This is a genomic window from Halorussus vallis, assembly GCF_024138165.1.
GTDB lineage: Archaea > Halobacteriota > Halobacteria > Halobacteriales > Haladaptataceae > Halorussus > Halorussus vallis.
Genome location: NZ_CP100000.1, coordinates 3,894,265 through 3,910,063 on the forward strand (window position 1 = coordinate 3,894,265; position 15,799 = coordinate 3,910,063).

Annotated in this window: 23 protein-coding genes; all 23 read left to right on the top strand. The window is 63.9% G+C overall.

All coding sequences use genetic code 11. From position 1 onward, the window contains the following. Positions 1-108: 108 nt before the first annotated feature. Positions 109-444 (top strand): hypothetical protein, encoded by a 336-nt coding sequence (locus tag NGM07_RS19745; RefSeq protein WP_253514855.1) that lies wholly within the window; start codon positions 109-111, stop codon positions 442-444. Continuing rightward, on the top strand, positions 441-989 hold the full coding sequence (locus tag NGM07_RS19750) for a hypothetical protein (protein ID WP_253514856.1): 549 nt from the start codon (positions 441-443) through the stop codon (positions 987-989). Before NGM07_RS19745 ends, NGM07_RS19750 begins: the two co-directional genes overlap by 4 nt. A gap of 3 nt (positions 990-992) precedes the next feature. Continuing rightward, on the top strand, positions 993-1,187 hold the full coding sequence (locus NGM07_RS19755) for a hypothetical protein (protein ID WP_253514857.1): 195 nt from the start codon (positions 993-995) through the stop codon (positions 1,185-1,187). Further along, positions 1,187-1,462 carry a hypothetical protein gene (locus tag NGM07_RS19760; protein ID WP_253514858.1) on the top strand — a complete coding sequence of 92 codons (276 nt, stop codon included), beginning with the start codon at positions 1,187-1,189 and terminating at the stop codon, positions 1,460-1,462. Before NGM07_RS19755 ends, NGM07_RS19760 begins: the two co-directional genes overlap by 1 nt. Before the next feature lie 56 nt (positions 1,463-1,518). Next, positions 1,519-2,004 (top strand): hypothetical protein, encoded by a 486-nt coding sequence (locus tag NGM07_RS19765; RefSeq protein ID WP_253514859.1) that lies wholly within the window; start codon positions 1,519-1,521, stop codon positions 2,002-2,004. After that, positions 2,001-3,614, top strand: a complete 1,614-nt coding sequence (locus tag NGM07_RS19770) for a phage terminase large subunit family protein (RefSeq protein ID WP_253514860.1) — start codon at positions 2,001-2,003, stop codon at positions 3,612-3,614. The genes NGM07_RS19765 and NGM07_RS19770 overlap by 4 nt, the downstream gene beginning before the upstream one ends. Then, on the top strand, positions 3,611-5,518 hold the full coding sequence (locus NGM07_RS19775) for a phage portal protein (RefSeq protein WP_253514861.1): 1,908 nt from the start codon (positions 3,611-3,613) through the stop codon (positions 5,516-5,518). The genes NGM07_RS19770 and NGM07_RS19775 overlap by 4 nt, the downstream gene beginning before the upstream one ends. Positions 5,519-5,906: 388 nt before the next feature. Further along, on the top strand, positions 5,907-6,029 hold the full coding sequence (locus tag NGM07_RS25370; protein WP_256524396.1) for a hypothetical protein: 123 nt from the start codon (positions 5,907-5,909) through the stop codon (positions 6,027-6,029). 3 nt (positions 6,030-6,032) lie between these two features. Further along, the gene (locus NGM07_RS19780; protein WP_253514862.1) at positions 6,033-7,616 is read left to right on the top strand and encodes an XkdF-like putative serine protease domain-containing protein; all 1,584 of its coding nucleotides are present in this window, start codon (positions 6,033-6,035) and stop codon (positions 7,614-7,616) included. Then, positions 7,583-7,756 (top strand): hypothetical protein, encoded by a 174-nt coding sequence (locus NGM07_RS19785; protein ID WP_253514863.1) that lies wholly within the window; start codon positions 7,583-7,585, stop codon positions 7,754-7,756. Before NGM07_RS19780 ends, NGM07_RS19785 begins: the two co-directional genes overlap by 34 nt. Before the next feature lie 15 nt (positions 7,757-7,771). After that, positions 7,772-8,818 carry a hypothetical protein gene (locus NGM07_RS19790; RefSeq protein ID WP_253514864.1) on the top strand — a complete coding sequence of 349 codons (1,047 nt, stop codon included), beginning with the start codon at positions 7,772-7,774 and terminating at the stop codon, positions 8,816-8,818. A gap of 14 nt (positions 8,819-8,832) precedes the next feature. Next, on the top strand, positions 8,833-9,162 hold the full coding sequence (locus tag NGM07_RS19795) for a hypothetical protein (protein WP_253514865.1): 330 nt from the start codon (positions 8,833-8,835) through the stop codon (positions 9,160-9,162). Between the two features lie 3 nt (positions 9,163-9,165). Beyond that, positions 9,166-9,543, top strand: a complete 378-nt coding sequence (locus NGM07_RS19800; protein WP_253514866.1) for a hypothetical protein — start codon at positions 9,166-9,168, stop codon at positions 9,541-9,543. Positions 9,544-9,545: 2 nt separating this feature from the next. Continuing rightward, positions 9,546-9,866, top strand: coding sequence for a hypothetical protein (locus NGM07_RS19805; RefSeq protein WP_253514867.1), 321 nt, complete (start codon positions 9,546-9,548; stop codon positions 9,864-9,866). A gap of 3 nt (positions 9,867-9,869) precedes the next feature. Continuing rightward, the gene (locus NGM07_RS19810; protein WP_253514868.1) at positions 9,870-10,178 is read left to right on the top strand and encodes a hypothetical protein; all 309 of its coding nucleotides are present in this window, start codon (positions 9,870-9,872) and stop codon (positions 10,176-10,178) included. A 6-nt stretch (positions 10,179-10,184) separates the two neighbouring features. Beyond that, complete coding sequence (locus tag NGM07_RS19815) at positions 10,185-11,051, top strand: hypothetical protein (protein WP_253514869.1); 867 nt, start codon at positions 10,185-10,187, stop codon at positions 11,049-11,051. Further along, positions 11,048-11,521, top strand: a complete 474-nt coding sequence (locus tag NGM07_RS19820; RefSeq protein ID WP_253514870.1) for a hypothetical protein — start codon at positions 11,048-11,050, stop codon at positions 11,519-11,521. Before NGM07_RS19815 ends, NGM07_RS19820 begins: the two co-directional genes overlap by 4 nt. Then, positions 11,518-12,015, top strand: a complete 498-nt coding sequence (locus tag NGM07_RS19825; RefSeq protein ID WP_253514871.1) for a hypothetical protein — start codon at positions 11,518-11,520, stop codon at positions 12,013-12,015. The genes NGM07_RS19820 and NGM07_RS19825 overlap by 4 nt, the downstream gene beginning before the upstream one ends. Before the next feature lie 40 nt (positions 12,016-12,055). Next, entirely contained in the window at positions 12,056-12,961 is a 906-nt protein-coding gene (locus NGM07_RS19830; RefSeq protein WP_253514872.1) for a phage tail tube protein, read from the top strand. Beyond that, a complete protein-coding gene (locus NGM07_RS19835; RefSeq protein WP_253514873.1) occupies positions 12,961-13,518 on the top strand; it encodes a hypothetical protein in 558 nt (185 codons plus the stop codon). The genes NGM07_RS19830 and NGM07_RS19835 overlap by 1 nt, the downstream gene beginning before the upstream one ends. Positions 13,519-13,529: 11 nt before the next feature. Next, complete coding sequence (locus NGM07_RS19840) at positions 13,530-13,670, top strand: hypothetical protein (protein ID WP_253514874.1); 141 nt, start codon at positions 13,530-13,532, stop codon at positions 13,668-13,670. A gap of 279 nt (positions 13,671-13,949) precedes the next feature. Beyond that, on the top strand, positions 13,950-15,212 hold the full coding sequence (locus NGM07_RS19845) for a hypothetical protein (protein WP_253514875.1): 1,263 nt from the start codon (positions 13,950-13,952) through the stop codon (positions 15,210-15,212). 88 nt (positions 15,213-15,300) lie between these two features. Continuing rightward, the gene (locus NGM07_RS19850; RefSeq protein ID WP_253514876.1) at positions 15,301-15,798 is read left to right on the top strand and encodes a hypothetical protein; all 498 of its coding nucleotides are present in this window, start codon (positions 15,301-15,303) and stop codon (positions 15,796-15,798) included. The last annotated feature ends 1 nt before the right edge of the window (position 15,799 follow it).

Consider the following 15,799-nt stretch of genomic DNA (forward strand, 5'->3'; position numbering starts at 1 on the left):
CCAAGTCCGCGAGGAAGGCGACGTCACTGTCGTCGGCATCCGCGACTCGACCGGGTGCTGGTGTGAACTGAAACGGATTCACGAGTAGACCCCAGCATCGAACCCATCATGAGTACGAAACAACCCGTCTGGTTCTGCCCGACGGAAGTCATCGACCACAACTGCGAAATCGCCAGACACATGGACATCCGCGCATGGAAAGCCCTTAAAGCAGCGTTCATCTCCACCCTTATCCTCGGCCTCGCCGGCTACGCGATCCACCGAGGAGCCGACCCGACCAGCATCGCACTCGCCGCGCTCGCGATTACCGCGCTGCTCAACGGCGTTGAACTCCGAGAACTGGCCGCTGTCAAGGGCATCCAGGTCGTCCGCGAAGGCGACCCGGCCAACAAGACCGAGACCGACGAGAAGACGGACACCCAGCGATCGGAGTCGAAGCGATGAACGTCGACCACGTCCTCACCCTCGCCAACTCCCCGCTCGCCCAAGCGGTCGCGGCGCTGCTCGTCGGACTCCTCGGCACCGTCCACCGCTACCGACAGACCGGTAAAGTTCCGCTCGCCGGCGTTCCGTGGCGAGCCCTCCGCCGAGTGATCTACGCCGGTCGCCGGCGTTGGTTCACCGTCGAGCGTCCGACGGTCGACGCAGCGCTCCGCCTCGTCGACAGGCCCGTCGAGGACGTCCGCGCGACGCTCGCCGAGCAGTCCTACAACCCCGGTTGGTTGCTCTCTTACCACTACTACGGCGAGGACCTCAACGCCAGACGGTACTTCTACGACCCGACGCGGCCACACCCGCACCGTCAGCTCCACATCCGGGGCTTCAAAACCGGCGAGGGCGTCGAGCTCGTCGCCCACGAAGAGCCGGCGCCGGAGCATCACCCGCGAGCGCACCTGAAGGAGGTCGACATGCACGACGCGACCACGTGGGTCCACGAGAACTGGGATTCGAAGAACCTCGACCCCCGCGGCTTCGAACGACACACCTGACCGATGACGTACATCTACGAGTGCGACGGCTTCTGCGACGAAGGACCCCAGGACCGGCCAGCGCTCACCGCGGAGTTCAGCGAGCAGTGGTTCAAAACAACCACGTACGGCGACCACCTCAAAGAGCACGGGTACGAGCCCGGAGACCTCGTCACCCTCTGTGGCGAATGCACCCGCCAACTCCTCCTCGACTTCTGATGACCTCCGACCCTGAGTTCCGCGACCGCCACCGCCGTCGACTCCACGCCGATCGCGCTGGCGAACAGTGCCCTCGCTGCGGACGCTCGCTCGACACCGCCGACCGCGTCGACGACCACCACCACGACGGCGACCCCACGAACGGCCACCCGAGCAACCTCCGGAAGCGCTGCAAGAACTGCCACCTCGGCGGCGAGCACGACCGCGACGTCGAGACGAAACAACCCCGCGGTCCACGCTCGGGCCCACGACGTCCCCGCACGTCGCCGCGGTGACCCCATGGACCCCCACCAACTGACGGATACCCCATGGACCCCCTCGGAGGACTCAAATGACTGACCGAAACTACGGCGAGCACGGGCGCTGCGAAGCGACCGCGAAGTCCACCGGCGAGCGCTGCAAGAAGTCAGCGATCGGCCCGCACGGGAAGTGCGACTCCCACGGCGGGAAGTCGAAGAAAGGCGCCGACCACCCGAACTACAAGCACGGTGCGTTCAGCAAGTACTTCCGGTCGGACCTCAGCGAGCGCGAAGAGGACGCGCTCGCCGACATGCTCGACGCAGTCGACGACCCCGAGCAGATCAAGGACGTCCTCGCAGAGGTCGCGTTCGAGCACCTCGTGAAGGGCAAACGCTCGGGCGACCCGCGGTTCACGCGAGAGGCCCGCCAGCTGCTCGCAGAGTTCAACATCGTCGACAACACCGACCAGCTCGAAGTCGACGCGAACGTCGACGCCGACCACTCGCTCGACGAGGGCACGAAGGACATCATGCGGGAGGTCCTCCGACGCCGTCGTGAGGATGGTGATTCTGAATGAGCATCGACCCGAACAGTGCGCTCGCCGAGTTGGACCCGGACCAGCAGGCCGAGCAGATCTGGCGTGACCTCGAAGAGCCCGAGCGGCGCCGGGAGGTTCTCAACCCGTTCGAGGATTGCCCGTGGGAGGAGTTCCTCAACGAGCTCACGTACGGGTACATGCAGGGCGAGCGCGACGACTGGATCCCGGTCGCCGACGTCCACCTCGACTGGGTCGAGCGCTTCCGGTCGGACAAGGACGTCGGCCTCCTCGCCCACCGTGACAGCCTGAAGACTACGGCCACGCTCGGCATCGTCATCGCTCACCTGGAGTACATCGACGGGTTTCGCGCGCACTGGATTACGAACACCCAGGGCCAGGCGCACAAGAAGGCCGACACCGAGTTCTGGAAGCTGGTCGAGCGGAACTCCTGGCTGACGAACCTGAACAGCCAGCCGGTCCAGGACACCAAGGAGGTCAAGGAGTTCCAGAACGGCTCGGTGCTCCACGCCGGTTGGCTGTTCGGCGCTATCGAGGGCGACCGGTCGCACCTGCTGATTCTCGACGACCTGATCAAGGAGCACGGCGACGGTGAGACGGACAACGTCCTCACGTGGATCGAGGGCGTCACCGTCCCGATGGTCAAGGACTCGGGGAAGACCGCCATCATCGGCACCCGCAAGCGCCCGGACGACATCTACAGCCACATCGCCGACCGCGAGGCGTACGACTTCACCGAGTACCCAGCCATTCTCGACGTCTGGGACCAAGAGTTCGGGGACGACGACAACTGGGAGGAGCGCCGGCCACCCGAGGACCTCTACACGGAGGTCGACAACCCGCTCTCCGAGGGCGGGGACACCGTCCGCGTCCTGTGGCCGGAGGCACGGGGGCCGCAGTACTTGGCGGACAAGTACGCCCAGATGAGCCCGCACCTGTTCTGGCGGGAGTTCTGCATGGTCATCATGGGCGCGAGCGGGAACCTCATCGAGAAAACCGACGTCGACCAGCTCGTCGACGACGGCGGCTGCTCCATTCGGAACCAAGTCCCGCCTATCAAGATGACGCCCGGCGCCGGCGAGGCGACCGTCGTCGCACACGACCCCGCGCAGTCGTCGACCGGCGACAACGCGGCGTTCGTCGTGTTCCACGTCGGTCGCGACGGTCGACGTCGTCTCCTGGACGCGCACGCCGAGACGGGGATGAAGCCCAGCGCGATCCGGGCGAAGCTCCTCGACCTCGACGACCGGTACGACCCGGCGATGGTCGTCATCGAGTCGAACGGGATGCAGCAGTACGTCGCGAACGACGCCATCGAGTTCAGTGCGTCGCTGCGGTCGAAGGTCACGGGCATCCCAACTACGGGCAAGAAGCACTCGTGGGAGAACGGCATCCCGCGGCTCCGGACGCTCGTCGGGAACGGCGGCATCCAGTTCTACCGCGGCCACGGTCCGACGGAGGACTTCATCCAGGCCGCGCTCTCGCTCAAGCTCAAGGATGGGAAGCTCTCGGGCCACACGCCGGACCTGATTGCGGCGTGGTACATGGCCGAGCAGGGCATCCGCCGGTTGGAGGGCATGGGCGCGCTCGCCGGCGACGACGATGACACTTCAGGAATTTCATACCTATGAGTAAGAACGAATCCGACAGCGATGGCTCGAAGGTGTCGCTGAACGTCGAGGGTATCGGGTCAAACCAGACCGCTTCGAAGGCCGAGAACAGCACCCAGCTCGCCGAGCGCCGCATCCGTACGCTCGGCATCGGCATCAAGCCACCGTACAACCCCGACCGGCTCGCCGCGTTCCTCGAACTGAACGAGACGCACGCCACGTCGGTCCGCAAGAAGGCGCGCTACGAGGTCGGGTTCGGCTTCGACATCGTCCCGCACGAGGACGTCGACCCGGACGACGCGAGCGAGGACGAGCGCGAGACGGTCACCGACTTCTGGCGTAGCCGGGACTCCCGGTGGCTCACCGGCCCCCATCGGTCGGCGGAGCCGACGACGCCCGAGGAGGTGAAGGAACTCGCCCGCCAGGACTACCACTCGATTGGCTGGGCGTGTCTGGAGATCCTGGCGAACGCGGAGGGAGAACCGGTCGGGCTCGCGCACGTCCCGGCGAACACTGTCCGGGTCCGGAAGCCCCGGGCCAGCGAGGACGACGAGCGAGCGATCGGCCATGACGCGCCGAACGACGACCTTCGAGCCCGCGGGTACGTCCAAGTCCGGAACGGCCGCCGGCGTTTCTTCGGCGTCGCCGGCGACCGGTACCGCGGCCAAGGGGACGACGACCGCGAGCCCATCTTCGTCGACAAAGAGAACGGCGACGTCGCGAAGGGGAGCGCGGAAGCGCTCGACAACGGGCCGGCGAACGAACTCATCTTCATCCGCAACCCGAGTCCCCTGGAGCAGGACTATGGCATCCCCGACTGGGTGTCCGCTATCCGGACGATCTCCGCGGACGAGGCGGCGAAGGACTACAACCGCGAGTTCTTCGACAACGACACCATTCCCCGCCTGGTCATCAAGGTGACTGGCGGAGAGCTCTCCGAGGAGTCCAAGCGCGACCTCCGCCAGATGCTCTACGGCCTTCGCGAGGAGTCTCATCGAACGGTCGTTCTCGAGGTCGAGAAGTTCCAGTCCCACCTGGACGAGGACGTCGAGATAGAACTCGAACCGCTCGGCCAGGGTATCAGCGAGGAGATGGACTTCCGGCAGTTCCGCGAGAAGAACGAACACGAGATCGCGAAGGTTCACGAGGTCCCGCCCATCCTCATCGGTGTGACCGAGACGTCGAACCGGGCGAACTCGAAGGAGCAGGTCCACGACTTCGCGACGAACATCATCGCGCCGGAGCAGCACAAGTTCGCCGAGCGGCTCTACCAGATCATCCACCAGAAGGCGTTCGGCGTCTCGGACTGGACCATCGAGTACGAGCTCCGCGGCGCCGACCAGCCGAAGGAAGAGGCCGAGGTCGCTCGCCGGAAGATCCAGGCGGTTCGGGGGGCGATTCCGGTCAACCGGGCGCTGGAGATGGTCGGCGAGGACCCGCTCCCCGAGGACCATCCCGTCGACGGCCAGACGCTCGTCGCGGACGTCGGCAGCGACACCCAGCCAGTCGGTAGCGGGACACCGTCGGGAGGACCCGAGCAGGTGCGCGCCGCAGCGGCGCCGCCCGAGCACAACAAGATCGGCGAGCGCGACTGGGCCGACGTCAAGGCCGACCTGGTCAGCAAGGACCCGATCGAGCAGACGAAGTTCAACAGCTCGAACCTCGACGAGGGCCTCTACGACTTCGGCGAGCAGGAGCTCTTCCTCTCGTTCAAGCGCGAGGAGGGACAGAACTCGCTGTACGCGTACGTGAACGTCCCGACGACGGAGTGGGCGGGCCTCGTGAACGCCTCCAGCCACGGGAGCTACCACTACGACTCCATCCGACTGGAGTACCCCTACGTGGAGATCACGAACTTCCACGACCGACTGCCCGAGGGCCCGGCGCCGGACTCGGAGGACGTCCCGGACGACATTCCTGCATAGGTTTCATCAATGTAAAGACCTCGACCGTCTGGTGCCGACACGGGTCACCACAGTTCACTATTCTGGAGCTGTTCCCAGAGCAAGTTGATTGCTCGCAAGATCTGTTCAAAGGGTATCTCGGAGGATAAGAACTCCCAAATCAGGCGGATTACGATTTGTTGAACCAGATCCTCCAAGGATGGTAATACATCTAAGAATCTGCTAAAGGCATCAGCAGCTTCACTCGGTGTTGATATTCCGTAATTCGACCCGTAGTTCTGCCCATAACCCATATGAAGTGTAGCTATTCTGTAACCACTTAACATATCGCCCAACTGCCGATGATCCAGGGAGCGACCCGACTCCCCTGTGTGAGGTTCGACCGGGCTGAACTGACTTTTCGACCACCATGACGGAAAAAGACATAGCGCGCGGCGAGAAGCGCGGCGTCCTCTCGACCGGTCGAGCCCAAAAGCTCGGGAAGACCAAGGACGCCGACGCAGACGCCGACGACGAAGATGAGGAGGGCTGAAACATGCCCCCCGTGAATAAGTCCGACAAGTCGACCCTCCGGAAGGACGTCGACTTCGTCGCGAAGGACGACCAGGAGCAGATCGCCACCGGAATCGTGATGGTGCCCTGGGCGGTCGACCTCCAGGGCGACTGGGAGCGACCGGAGACGATCGCCCAGTTCGCCGAGCAGTTCGAGAACTTCGAGGCGGTCGGCGAAGCCGGCGGCGGCGTCATGCACGCCGTGTTCCCCGACGAACACGCCTCGCTCGAACGCAACGAGGTCCTCGACGAAGCCACGGACATCGGTGGCACGACCGCCCCCGAAGGTGCGTGGGTTCAGAGTTGGAAGTTCGAGGACGAGGAGCTCTGGAGCCTCGTCGACGACGGCATCCTCGAAGGCTACTCGATCGGCGCCATCAACGTCTCGTGGGATGGCCCGATGGAGCAGGACGAACTCCCCGACGAGGTCTCCCTCCCTGACGACGCTCCCGAGGACGCCCTCGTATGGGAGCTCGTCGACGGCATCATCCGCGAGGTCTCGGCCGTCGACATCCCGGCGGTACCAGACGCTCAGATTCTGGAGACGAAGGCCGACGCCGAGAAGCGACTCGCCGACCACCTCGGCAACCGCGACGGCTTCATCGAGGAAGCCCAGCAGCGCGGTCACTCCGATGACGAGGCCGAGCGCCTCTGGGAGTACCTCAACCGCGCGGTCGACGTCGAGGGCGCGGGCGAGCCCGGCTCGAAGGGCCTGCTCGCGTCTGCAGGAAAGGCGTTCCTCAGAGTACTCTCCGGGACCGATGACGACAAGGCGGTGTCCGAGGCCCCGGACCGCGGTCGCGAGAAAGACGCGGGCGGCTTCGAGGCGGACATCTTCCGCGTTGTCGCCCCAGAGGACAAGGCCGAGAACTACGAGGACGAGGTCCTCGGAATCGGGGTCGACTTCCCGAACAGCGACGTGTACGTCGACTGGCGAAACGAGGTGTTCCCGGACGAGCTGGACGAGCCGCACGTCAGCATCTACGGGAGTACCAGTGACCTCGAACAGGCGACCGGCAACACCACTGAGCAGATGGACACGCTGAACGCGAAGGCAGCGAAGACGCTGTTCGGCGCATCCGGCCTGCAGGTGGACCCGATCGACAAGGAGGGCCGCACGCTCTCGACGGCGAACCGCCACCGCCTGTATGCCACCATCGACGCCAGTCTGGATGTCCTCCAGGACGCCGGCGTCGACCACGGCATGACACGATTCACCGATCGCGAGGACACGACCTTCGATCTCTCCGAGCACAGCGCCCGGACGTGGGCCGACGACGGCGACGAAGACGAGGACGACGAGAACGAGGACGAGGAGGTAGAGAACGACAAGAACGCCGCCGGCGGCGACACGCCGGACGACGAGAGCGGCACGGAGACCGCTGACGACATGACCAACGAGAACGACACCGAGCCCCCGAGTGGGCCAAGGAACTCCAGGAACAGCTCACCGAACAGTCCAAGCGCATCGACGACCTCGCCGACACCGACGGCGACGAGGGCGAGAAGGATGCCAGCGACGACGTCGACCCGATGGAGGACGCGCCCGAGTGGGCGAAGTCCCTAAAGTCGGACATCGACGAGCAGGCCGAGCGCATCGACACCATCAGCCAGCAGTCCGGCTACAGCGACCAGCTGGAAGCCTCGGCTGAAACGGACGAGAACGACGAAGACGGCCTCACCGCGATCGGGAAGGCGCTGTCCTAACGGAGCGATTTCTACATGGGAACGAACACCACTATCGACGCAGTACGGCAGCAGAACCAGCAGGCGACTCTCTCGCAGAAGGACATCGGGCTGACGGAACTCGACGGCTTCCAGCTTCCGAGCGCAGTCACCGAGGAGTTCCTCGACCGGATGCAGAAGGAGGTCAACATCCTCGGCATGGCGGACACCATGACGCTGGCTCGCCTCGAGCAGGAAGTCCCGCAGTTCGGTGTCCCGCGACTCTCCGGCCACGCTCGTGCCGAGGAGGCCTCTCGGACGACGAACTCCGCGGCGGAGTCGGGCGAAGTCAAGTTCAACGCGACGGACCAGTCGTACTACATCCTCGTCGAGCCCAAGCGCGACGCGCTGAAGAACACGCACTACGGGCCCGACCAGTTCGGCGACTACATCATCGACCAGTTCGTCCAGCGCTGGGGCAACGACATCGGCCTCATCGGCATCCGCGCCGGTGCATCTAGCGGCAACCTCCAGTCCATCGGCGGTGCGGCCGAACTCGACACCACGTGGAACGGCTGGCTCGCCATCGCAGAAGGAAGCGACTCGGCGTCGGACCGCATCGGCCTTGAGGACACGGCCGACGCGGAAACCAGCACGATGCCGCAGGTCGATATGGCTGGCGCGTCGGTCGACACGCAGATGTTCGACGACACAATCACGACGCTCGACTCGCGGTTCCGCGACCCCGACCGTGTCAAGTTCCTCTGCAACCCCGACCAGGTCCAGGCCTACACCATGAGCCTGACCGAGCGCGAAGACCCGCTCGGCTCGGCGGTCATCTTCGGCGACTCCGACATCACGCCGTTCAGCTACGACGTCGTTGGCGTGAACGGCTGGCCGACCAGCTACGCGATGCTCACGGACCCCGAGAACCTTGCGTTCGGGCTCTTCGAGCAGATGGAGCTCGACCAGACGACGGACACCGACAAGGTCCACGAGAACCGGCTGCACTCCCGGAATTGGCTGGAGGGCCAGTTCGACTTCCAGATCAAGCGGATGCAGGCCGGCGTGCTCGTGAAGAACATCGCGGACCCGGCGGCCTAACGGAGTAATCTGAGATGACACTCTACACCGAGACTGACGAGCACGGTACCGAGTACCTTGTCAGCACCAACGGAAACGCCGAGCACCGGCTCCGTCTCGACGACCACGAACGCCAGGAGATCCGTCGAATCGCAGACGACCTCGACGACGACGATGGACCTGAAAAGGGCGACCTCGGGACGTTCGTCGACACAGACGGGGCAGAGCACAATGCAGTCGTGACCAAGGTCTGGGACTCGAACACCGTCAACCTGGCCTACACCGTCGACGGTGGCGGAATGACCGAAGCGACCAGCGTCACGCTCGACTCGGAGACGTACGCGTTCGAACCCGGAGGCTGGTAACCGATGGCTGGACCAACCACCAACGCAGAGATCCGTGAGCGCTACGAGAACGGCAAGCATCTCGCCGATGGTGCGGTGGGCAACGTGGTCACCGACAGTCCGGCGAACGCCGCAGACACGGTGGTCGGCGCCGACACGGACGTTCACGTCGTCACTGCGGACGGGACGAACACGGTCGACCTCAGCGGCGCCGCGGAGGCTGGCCGTGTGGTCACCGTCGTCCACAACGGCGGCGCGGCTACGCCGACGCTGTCGTTCACCGATGCGGACTTCGTCGGGACGGGCCCGGCGAACATCACGAGCGCGGGCGCGACTGCGACCGTCTGCAACGTCGACGGAACCGCCAGCGGCTGGGTCGTCATCGCGACCGGGAGTGCCTGACCATGCCACGAGTTGAGAAAACCGACGGTGGCCTGGTGTACCTCCGGCCGCTCGACCGCCGATTCGAGATCGGAGATCAGGTGGACGTCGACGAGGAGATGGCCGCGTACCTCTGCGAGGAGCGCGGCGACTTCGAGTACGTCCGCGACATCGAGGCACGCGCCGCCGAGGTCAAGGAGTCGCTGGTTGATGAACCAGCGTCCGACGAGGAGGAGACCACCGAAGGCGAAGACGGATCCAACACCTGCGACGTCGTCAAGTCCGACGGAGAGGTGTGTGGTCGAGACCTTCCCTGCGCGTACCACTCCGACGAGGAGGCCTAATCCATGCCGGCGTGGGACGCCAGCACCGTCCTCGCGACCTCGAAGACGTTCGGTGCGTCCGAGACAGTGTCCGCCTCGGTCGACGGCTACCACACGCCCGCGGTCTGCGTCGCGCTGGAGGGACTCAACGGGAACGCCGACGACACGATCACCATCGAGATCGTCGGCGACGCGGGGACGTACGATGTCGACAGTCGGACGCTCAACGCGACCGGGTCCTACGTCGTCGACGTCCCACAAGCCGACACCGTCCAGCTGACGAGTGCGAACGGCACGACCATCAGCGCCGAAGTGCGGAACAACCCGAGGTAGTGAGTCATGCCAACTGGGTACTGTACCGTCGAGGATGTCCGCCGAGCGCTGCGAGAAGCATCACTCCCGGGTGACGTCGAGCAGGACCGCAACATCGTACTCGACGCGATCACGTCGCAGACCGAGTGGCTGGAAAAGACCATCAGCCGGCACTGGTACATCCCAGGTGGTATCAGCGAGGACTCGGACAACCTCATCCCGACAGGCCCGAACTCTCGCGACGACGAGCACGACATCCCCACGCACGGGGCGCTCGTCGACGGTGCGAGCGAGCGCGAACGCTTCCGGTACAGCCGGAACAGCGACGCACTACTCGAAGCCGGCCCTCGCCACGACCGCCAGCGCTGGCAAGACCTCCGCCGCGAGCCGAAACAAGAAATCCGGCTCTCGACCGGCAACATCTACGAGGAGGACATCCCGGCCTACACTCGGATTCGGCTCGCACGGAAGGACGTCAAGGCGATCACCGAACTCTCGGTCGTCAACAAGAAGGGCGGGTACGACGACTGGGTCGCCTCCAGCGACTACACCGGCGGTGTCGGCAACCAGCACCGAGGTAAGGACTACTGGGTGCGCATCAACAACGGCGGCGTCTCCGAGCTCTATCTGAACGTCCACTCGATAGACGACGATATCCCGTCGCTGTCGAACGCCGTGTACGCCGCGCTCGATTACGGCCACGAGGGCATCCCCCGGAACGTCCGGCGAGCGGTCGCATTCTTGGCCGGGTCTGATCTGGTCGAGGAGGCCGTCGTGGAGATTCCGCAGAACGCGACGGTGTACAACATCGAGACGAAGGCTGACGAGATGCGGTCGAAGGCCGAGGAACTGCTCGATGTCTACCACGAAGGCAACCTGGGAATCAACCAATGAAGCTCGACAGTAGCTTCGAGGACGATCTCCGCGAGGCCGTCTTGGACGAGGCTGAACACGAACTCATAGGGAAGCAAGGTAACCTCGTTCACGAAGCCGTCCAGTTCACCCACGACCGCCTCCGCGAGTACGGACGGGAGTTTGACTACCGAGTCGACTCCATCATCGACAGCTTCGGCGGTGTCGAGGTAGATCGGTCCGCCAACCGGCTCACCATTCGGTGGGGCTGGACGCACGAAGCGATGGTCTATCTCGAGTTCGGCACGAGCGACCACACCATCGAGGGTGACCCCGTGCTCTCGTTCGTCTGGGAAGAGCGCCACAATCCACCGGAGTGGGTTCGTGAAGAGTTCGACCAGGAGGGCAACGGCTACCGCGTGTTCCTGCCAGAGGTCGAGGTCGCTGGCGTGAAGGAGACGCGAGCAGCCCGGGACGCATTGAACTGGCTTCGTCGGGAGGTCCAGTCATGAGCGCTCCGGAAGTCGAGTGGGTACTCACCCAACTCGGTTCCGTCGTTGGCTCGCTCACCACGCCCCTGAAGCGAGTCGACCGCGACGAGAGCAAGATCCTCGATGGAAGTATTCGGTCGCGGACGGCCGAGTTGGAGAAGGCGAATTACGTCGGTGCGACGCTCTCGGATGTTACGAGTCAGCCGATCGGGACGGAGTACGACCACTCGCGGGAGGCCGTCGTCGGTGTTCGCATTGAAGGCCTCACGCACCGCGAGTTCGGGTACGTCGACCCGAACGGCAGTAGCGGCATTCCGTTCGACAACGACGGCGGGCTCGTCTCCCGTGTCCGGGATGCACTGCTCGTCGAACGGACGTATCCGAACGCGGGCGGGGCGAACGTGACGTACACCGACTTACGGATTACGAACGAGGCGCCGCAGTCGAGCAACTACGCGGATTACTATCGCACCGACTTCGACGTCGTGTTCAACGGTTACGAAGACCTACCATGACCAGAACCAGCAGTACCCCACCTGACGGAGGCACAGCACGATGACCGGCGCCGGAACCAGCACGGTCGCGTACGGCATCGAATCGAGTTTCATGGGGTCGGTGGTGGACGACGACACCGACTCCTCGCCGGACTACTACCTGCCAGGCAAGAACGTCACCATCGAGGAGATCGAGCTGTCGAACCAGCTCCAGCGCATCCGCGACCCCGATAGCGTCGAGTCGGTCGAGAGCATCGAGGGCAACCTCGAAGGCGCGTTCTCGGCGTCGTGGATCGCGAAACACTGGAACCATCACAACTTCATCTTTAACGACGCCGGAACCGGGTTTGCACCGGGGCTCGCCGCGTCGTCACGGTGGTATCTCGGTATCGACTACCTCACCGGGACCGCGGAGCGCGAACTCATCGGTGTCGTACCCACGCAGTACCAGATTCGGTACGAGCAGGGTGGTCCGGTACGCGTCAGCGTGACCTGCATCTACGCCGACGAGAAGCTCGCGACGAGCATCACCCCGTCGACCATCGAGGACCCCGGAACGGTCTACCAGTGGCACGGCACGTCGCTCGACGTGAATACGACGACGCAGGCGAAGCTTCAGTCCTCGACGCTCCAAATTAGCAATATCGCCCGCTTCCAGCGTGGGTCCGGCCGAAAGCCCATCGACGCGGTCATCGCGGCGCCGGAGGCATCGCTGTCGGCGGACACGACCATGACCGAGACGGACCAACTCGCGCTCGCGTACGGTGCGGCCGGCTCGACCGCGCCCCAGGACTCCGTCGGCGGTGTGTCCGCTTCGTTCGCGGTGACGAACGGCGGCGGGACGACGAAGACGTTCAACCTCTCGGAGGTCACGCCAGACACGTACAACTGGAGCGACCTCGTCAGCGCGGAGAACGACATGAACGAGAATCTCGACTACCAGGTCAACGGGGTGACGGTCGCGTAATGCCGCTTCGAACTGAAACCATCGAGTTCGCCGAGGAGATCCAGCGACTCGAAGACGAACGCGAAGAACTCGCCGAGCAGCTCGCCGACCTCGACGACGACAACCCAGTCGTTCCCGAGCTCGCGCAGCGCGGCCACGAAATCGACACTCACCTGAAGGGGCTTCGATGGGCGCGCGACGAAGCACACACCGACACCGTCATCTCGAACTGGACGACGCCTGCAGAGCACGTGACTCTCGCTGGCCTCACCGGCGGTGAGTTCGGCGCCGTCGAGGACACGCTCGTCTCGGAGGCCGCTGCTCGCGGGCAGAGTAGCCCCGGAGATGGTGCGACGCGCGTCCATCTCGTCGCCAAGGGCACGGTGGACGCCCCATACCTCCCGGACGAGGATGACGAGAAGAAGACGGTCGCGGCGGTTGCGCAACTCCCGATTCCGTTCTTGAAGTGGGCGGAGGCTCGCGTCGACGAGCTCACGTCGGTCGGGGAAGAGGAGGGAAACTCCTTCGGGCGATTAGTAGCGGAGAAGCGAGCGAAGAAGACGTCGACCGACAAGTAGCTCTCGACTACGTGAAGGCGCTGGCCTTTCATCGTGGTCTTGATCCGCGCATCGTCGAGGAGCTTCCGTGGCGAACCATCGAGTGTTACCTCGTCGTCCACGACCTCCTTAACGCTCAGGAGGTGTTCGCGGCGTTCGGAGAGGGTAAATGATTAAACCATCGGGAAATCAAACACGTCCCAATGGATATAGAAACCGCTCGCTCGGTTAAATTAGACCCTCGCGTTTCGAAGGCACTGGAGTACGCATCCTACGGTTTCCTCCTTCTGGCGATTCTTCCAGTTATTGACGGGAACTACGTGAATGCGGCCATGCACGCGGGAGGTGCCCTCTTACTGTACCAGACCAGTCAGTATCGGCTGGTAATCCATACTCTCCAGTCTGAATAGCTCCCCGAACGGTTCGGGTGAAGTAACGGCCGTTTTTCAATCATGACAAGCTTCAGCACTAAGAGCCTCCTGCAAGTCGAGGTAGAGAAATCCTCGCTTCGAGATGCTCGAAAAGAGATTCAGAGCGGAATCGGAGACGTCACCGTCCAGGTGGACGCATCGTCGGCGTCGTCCCAGCTGGCGAACGCGGGCGGCGGTGACGCGGTCGAACGAGCATCCCGGGAGCGAGCGATGTCGCGGCAGTTGCTCGACGCCCAGACGGACGTCCTCTCGGGGCTCCGTGAGGACCTCCAGGAGCGTCCCGTCCTCGACGAATGGGAGATCGAGCATGACCTTAGCCGGACCCGGAACGATCTCCTTCGGGAGCTCCTGGAGGTAACCGAGAAGGGGAACCTTCGCGGTCGTGCTGGGGGTGGAGGTCTTGGCGGGATGCTCGGTGGAACGCTCTCGATTGCGAGCCTGATCGGGAAGGTAGGCGCGTCGGCGCTTATCACTGGCACGGTCGGTATCAGTGGCCTCATCTCGGGAAGCATCGGCGCCTACGAAATCGTCTCTGGGACCGTCAAGTCGGTAGACCTCATTTCAGGGACCGTCAGCGCGACGGACCTTATCACTGGGATCGTTCCTGCAGCGGACATCTTGAACGGGACCGTAGGTATCGCGTCATTCATCACAGGGACTATCACCATCTCCGAGTTCATCAAGAAGGATAGCAACGGAGACGACGGCGGTGATGCGGCCCCACCGCCAACACCGAACGAGTGGCCTGGACCTGGACCCCATCCTGGCCTCGGCCGGCCGGACAGATCCCCGGCGGTCACTCGTCCGAACGATGGCGGGCGCAGTAATCCGAGCCTCGTCGACCAGCTCCTCGGGACAGGGGCAGCGACTGCCTCCGTCTTGTGGAATACTCTTCCTGGAAACAATGCCGTCGAAGGAGCAGGACGGTGGGCAATGGACAATCCAGGGAAGGCAGCAGGCGCCGCCGGCCTGGGACTCGCTGCTGGCGGCCTCGCGCTTGCTGACGGTCCTCTTCCGTTCGGTGAAATGGCCGGAGGAGCTCTCCTCAGAGGTAGCGGTCTCCTCGCCTTGAGCGGCAGTGCAGGCGCGAAGAACGGGAGAGATACGAGAAGAAACAAAGCACGAGAACGGAAGCAGCAGCGCCCGAAGGTCGAATACTCGCCAACCTACAACGTCGACCTCTCGGAGCTGAAGCGGAAGCAGCGGCGGGAGACACGGAAATTGGAGCGCCGTGTGAAGAAGCTCGAAAAGGAGTTCGACGGGAACGGATCCTGGAGGAGATAGCATGGTCGAATCGAACGTAGCTCTCGAAATCGATGCCGACGTCGACGGAGACGGAACGAAAGAAACCGGGAGGTTCGAGTTCAAATCGGTGGACGTCGAGGAGTCCATTCGAACGGGCTACCTGATAGACAGCGCTGGCGATAACCTGTACGCGTTCTTCGTCGGTCTCCTCGACGATGGCGCATCAAAGCGAAAAGGAATCAGTCTCGACCAGGGCGGCGGTCAGCACGTCTTCGAGATCGACTTCATGGGCTGGACCGGTGAAACCGGCCAGTGGGGATCCAGCCCGGACCCCGCTAAGGGGCCGAACAAACGCACGGCAACGGGAGCGGATCGTATCACCCGAATGAACGTGTTCATGAACTACCTCCGGGTCGGCCAGACGGACAGTATCACGCCTGCCCGCTTCGAGTATGGCCAGTACACCCCAAACGGATTTCTCGACGATCATCTCGACGTCGCGGTCGAGAGTCCGAACATGGTCCCTCCAAAAGACGAGTCGAGCATCTTCGATGGAAGCCTCACGGTCGTCGAAATCGCGGACCTGAACGACGTGTTCGACGGAATGCAACAGACCGAATCATAAC

Excerpts from the sequence above, each read along its gene's own strand:
- NGM07_RS19745 (WP_253514855.1), top strand. The coding sequence starts at position 109 with ATGAGTACGAAACAACCCGTCTGGTTCTGCCCGACGGAAGTCATCGAC.
- NGM07_RS19750 (WP_253514856.1), top strand. The coding sequence starts at position 441 with ATGAACGTCGACCACGTCCTCACCCTCGCCAACTCCCCGCTCGCCCAA.
- NGM07_RS19755 (WP_253514857.1), top strand. The coding sequence starts at position 993 with ATGACGTACATCTACGAGTGCGACGGCTTCTGCGACGAAGGACCCCAG.
- NGM07_RS19760 (WP_253514858.1), top strand. The coding sequence starts at position 1,187 with ATGACCTCCGACCCTGAGTTCCGCGACCGCCACCGCCGTCGACTCCAC.
- NGM07_RS19765 (WP_253514859.1), top strand. The coding sequence starts at position 1,519 with ATGACTGACCGAAACTACGGCGAGCACGGGCGCTGCGAAGCGACCGCG.
- NGM07_RS19770 (WP_253514860.1), top strand. The coding sequence starts at position 2,001 with ATGAGCATCGACCCGAACAGTGCGCTCGCCGAGTTGGACCCGGACCAG.
- NGM07_RS19775 (WP_253514861.1), top strand. The coding sequence starts at position 3,611 with ATGAGTAAGAACGAATCCGACAGCGATGGCTCGAAGGTGTCGCTGAAC.
- NGM07_RS25370 (WP_256524396.1), top strand. The coding sequence starts at position 5,907 with ATGACGGAAAAAGACATAGCGCGCGGCGAGAAGCGCGGCGTCCTCTCG.
- NGM07_RS19780 (WP_253514862.1), top strand. The coding sequence starts at position 6,033 with ATGCCCCCCGTGAATAAGTCCGACAAGTCGACCCTCCGGAAGGACGTC.
- NGM07_RS19785 (WP_253514863.1), top strand. The coding sequence starts at position 7,583 with ATGGAGGACGCGCCCGAGTGGGCGAAGTCCCTAAAGTCGGACATCGAC.
- NGM07_RS19790 (WP_253514864.1), top strand. The coding sequence starts at position 7,772 with ATGGGAACGAACACCACTATCGACGCAGTACGGCAGCAGAACCAGCAG.
- NGM07_RS19795 (WP_253514865.1), top strand. The coding sequence starts at position 8,833 with ATGACACTCTACACCGAGACTGACGAGCACGGTACCGAGTACCTTGTC.
- NGM07_RS19800 (WP_253514866.1), top strand. The coding sequence starts at position 9,166 with ATGGCTGGACCAACCACCAACGCAGAGATCCGTGAGCGCTACGAGAAC.
- NGM07_RS19805 (WP_253514867.1), top strand. The coding sequence starts at position 9,546 with ATGCCACGAGTTGAGAAAACCGACGGTGGCCTGGTGTACCTCCGGCCG.
- NGM07_RS19810 (WP_253514868.1), top strand. The coding sequence starts at position 9,870 with ATGCCGGCGTGGGACGCCAGCACCGTCCTCGCGACCTCGAAGACGTTC.
- NGM07_RS19815 (WP_253514869.1), top strand. The coding sequence starts at position 10,185 with ATGCCAACTGGGTACTGTACCGTCGAGGATGTCCGCCGAGCGCTGCGA.
- NGM07_RS19820 (WP_253514870.1), top strand. The coding sequence starts at position 11,048 with ATGAAGCTCGACAGTAGCTTCGAGGACGATCTCCGCGAGGCCGTCTTG.
- NGM07_RS19825 (WP_253514871.1), top strand. The coding sequence starts at position 11,518 with ATGAGCGCTCCGGAAGTCGAGTGGGTACTCACCCAACTCGGTTCCGTC.
- NGM07_RS19830 (WP_253514872.1), top strand. The coding sequence starts at position 12,056 with ATGACCGGCGCCGGAACCAGCACGGTCGCGTACGGCATCGAATCGAGT.
- NGM07_RS19835 (WP_253514873.1), top strand. The coding sequence starts at position 12,961 with ATGCCGCTTCGAACTGAAACCATCGAGTTCGCCGAGGAGATCCAGCGA.
- NGM07_RS19845 (WP_253514875.1), top strand. The coding sequence starts at position 13,950 with ATGACAAGCTTCAGCACTAAGAGCCTCCTGCAAGTCGAGGTAGAGAAA.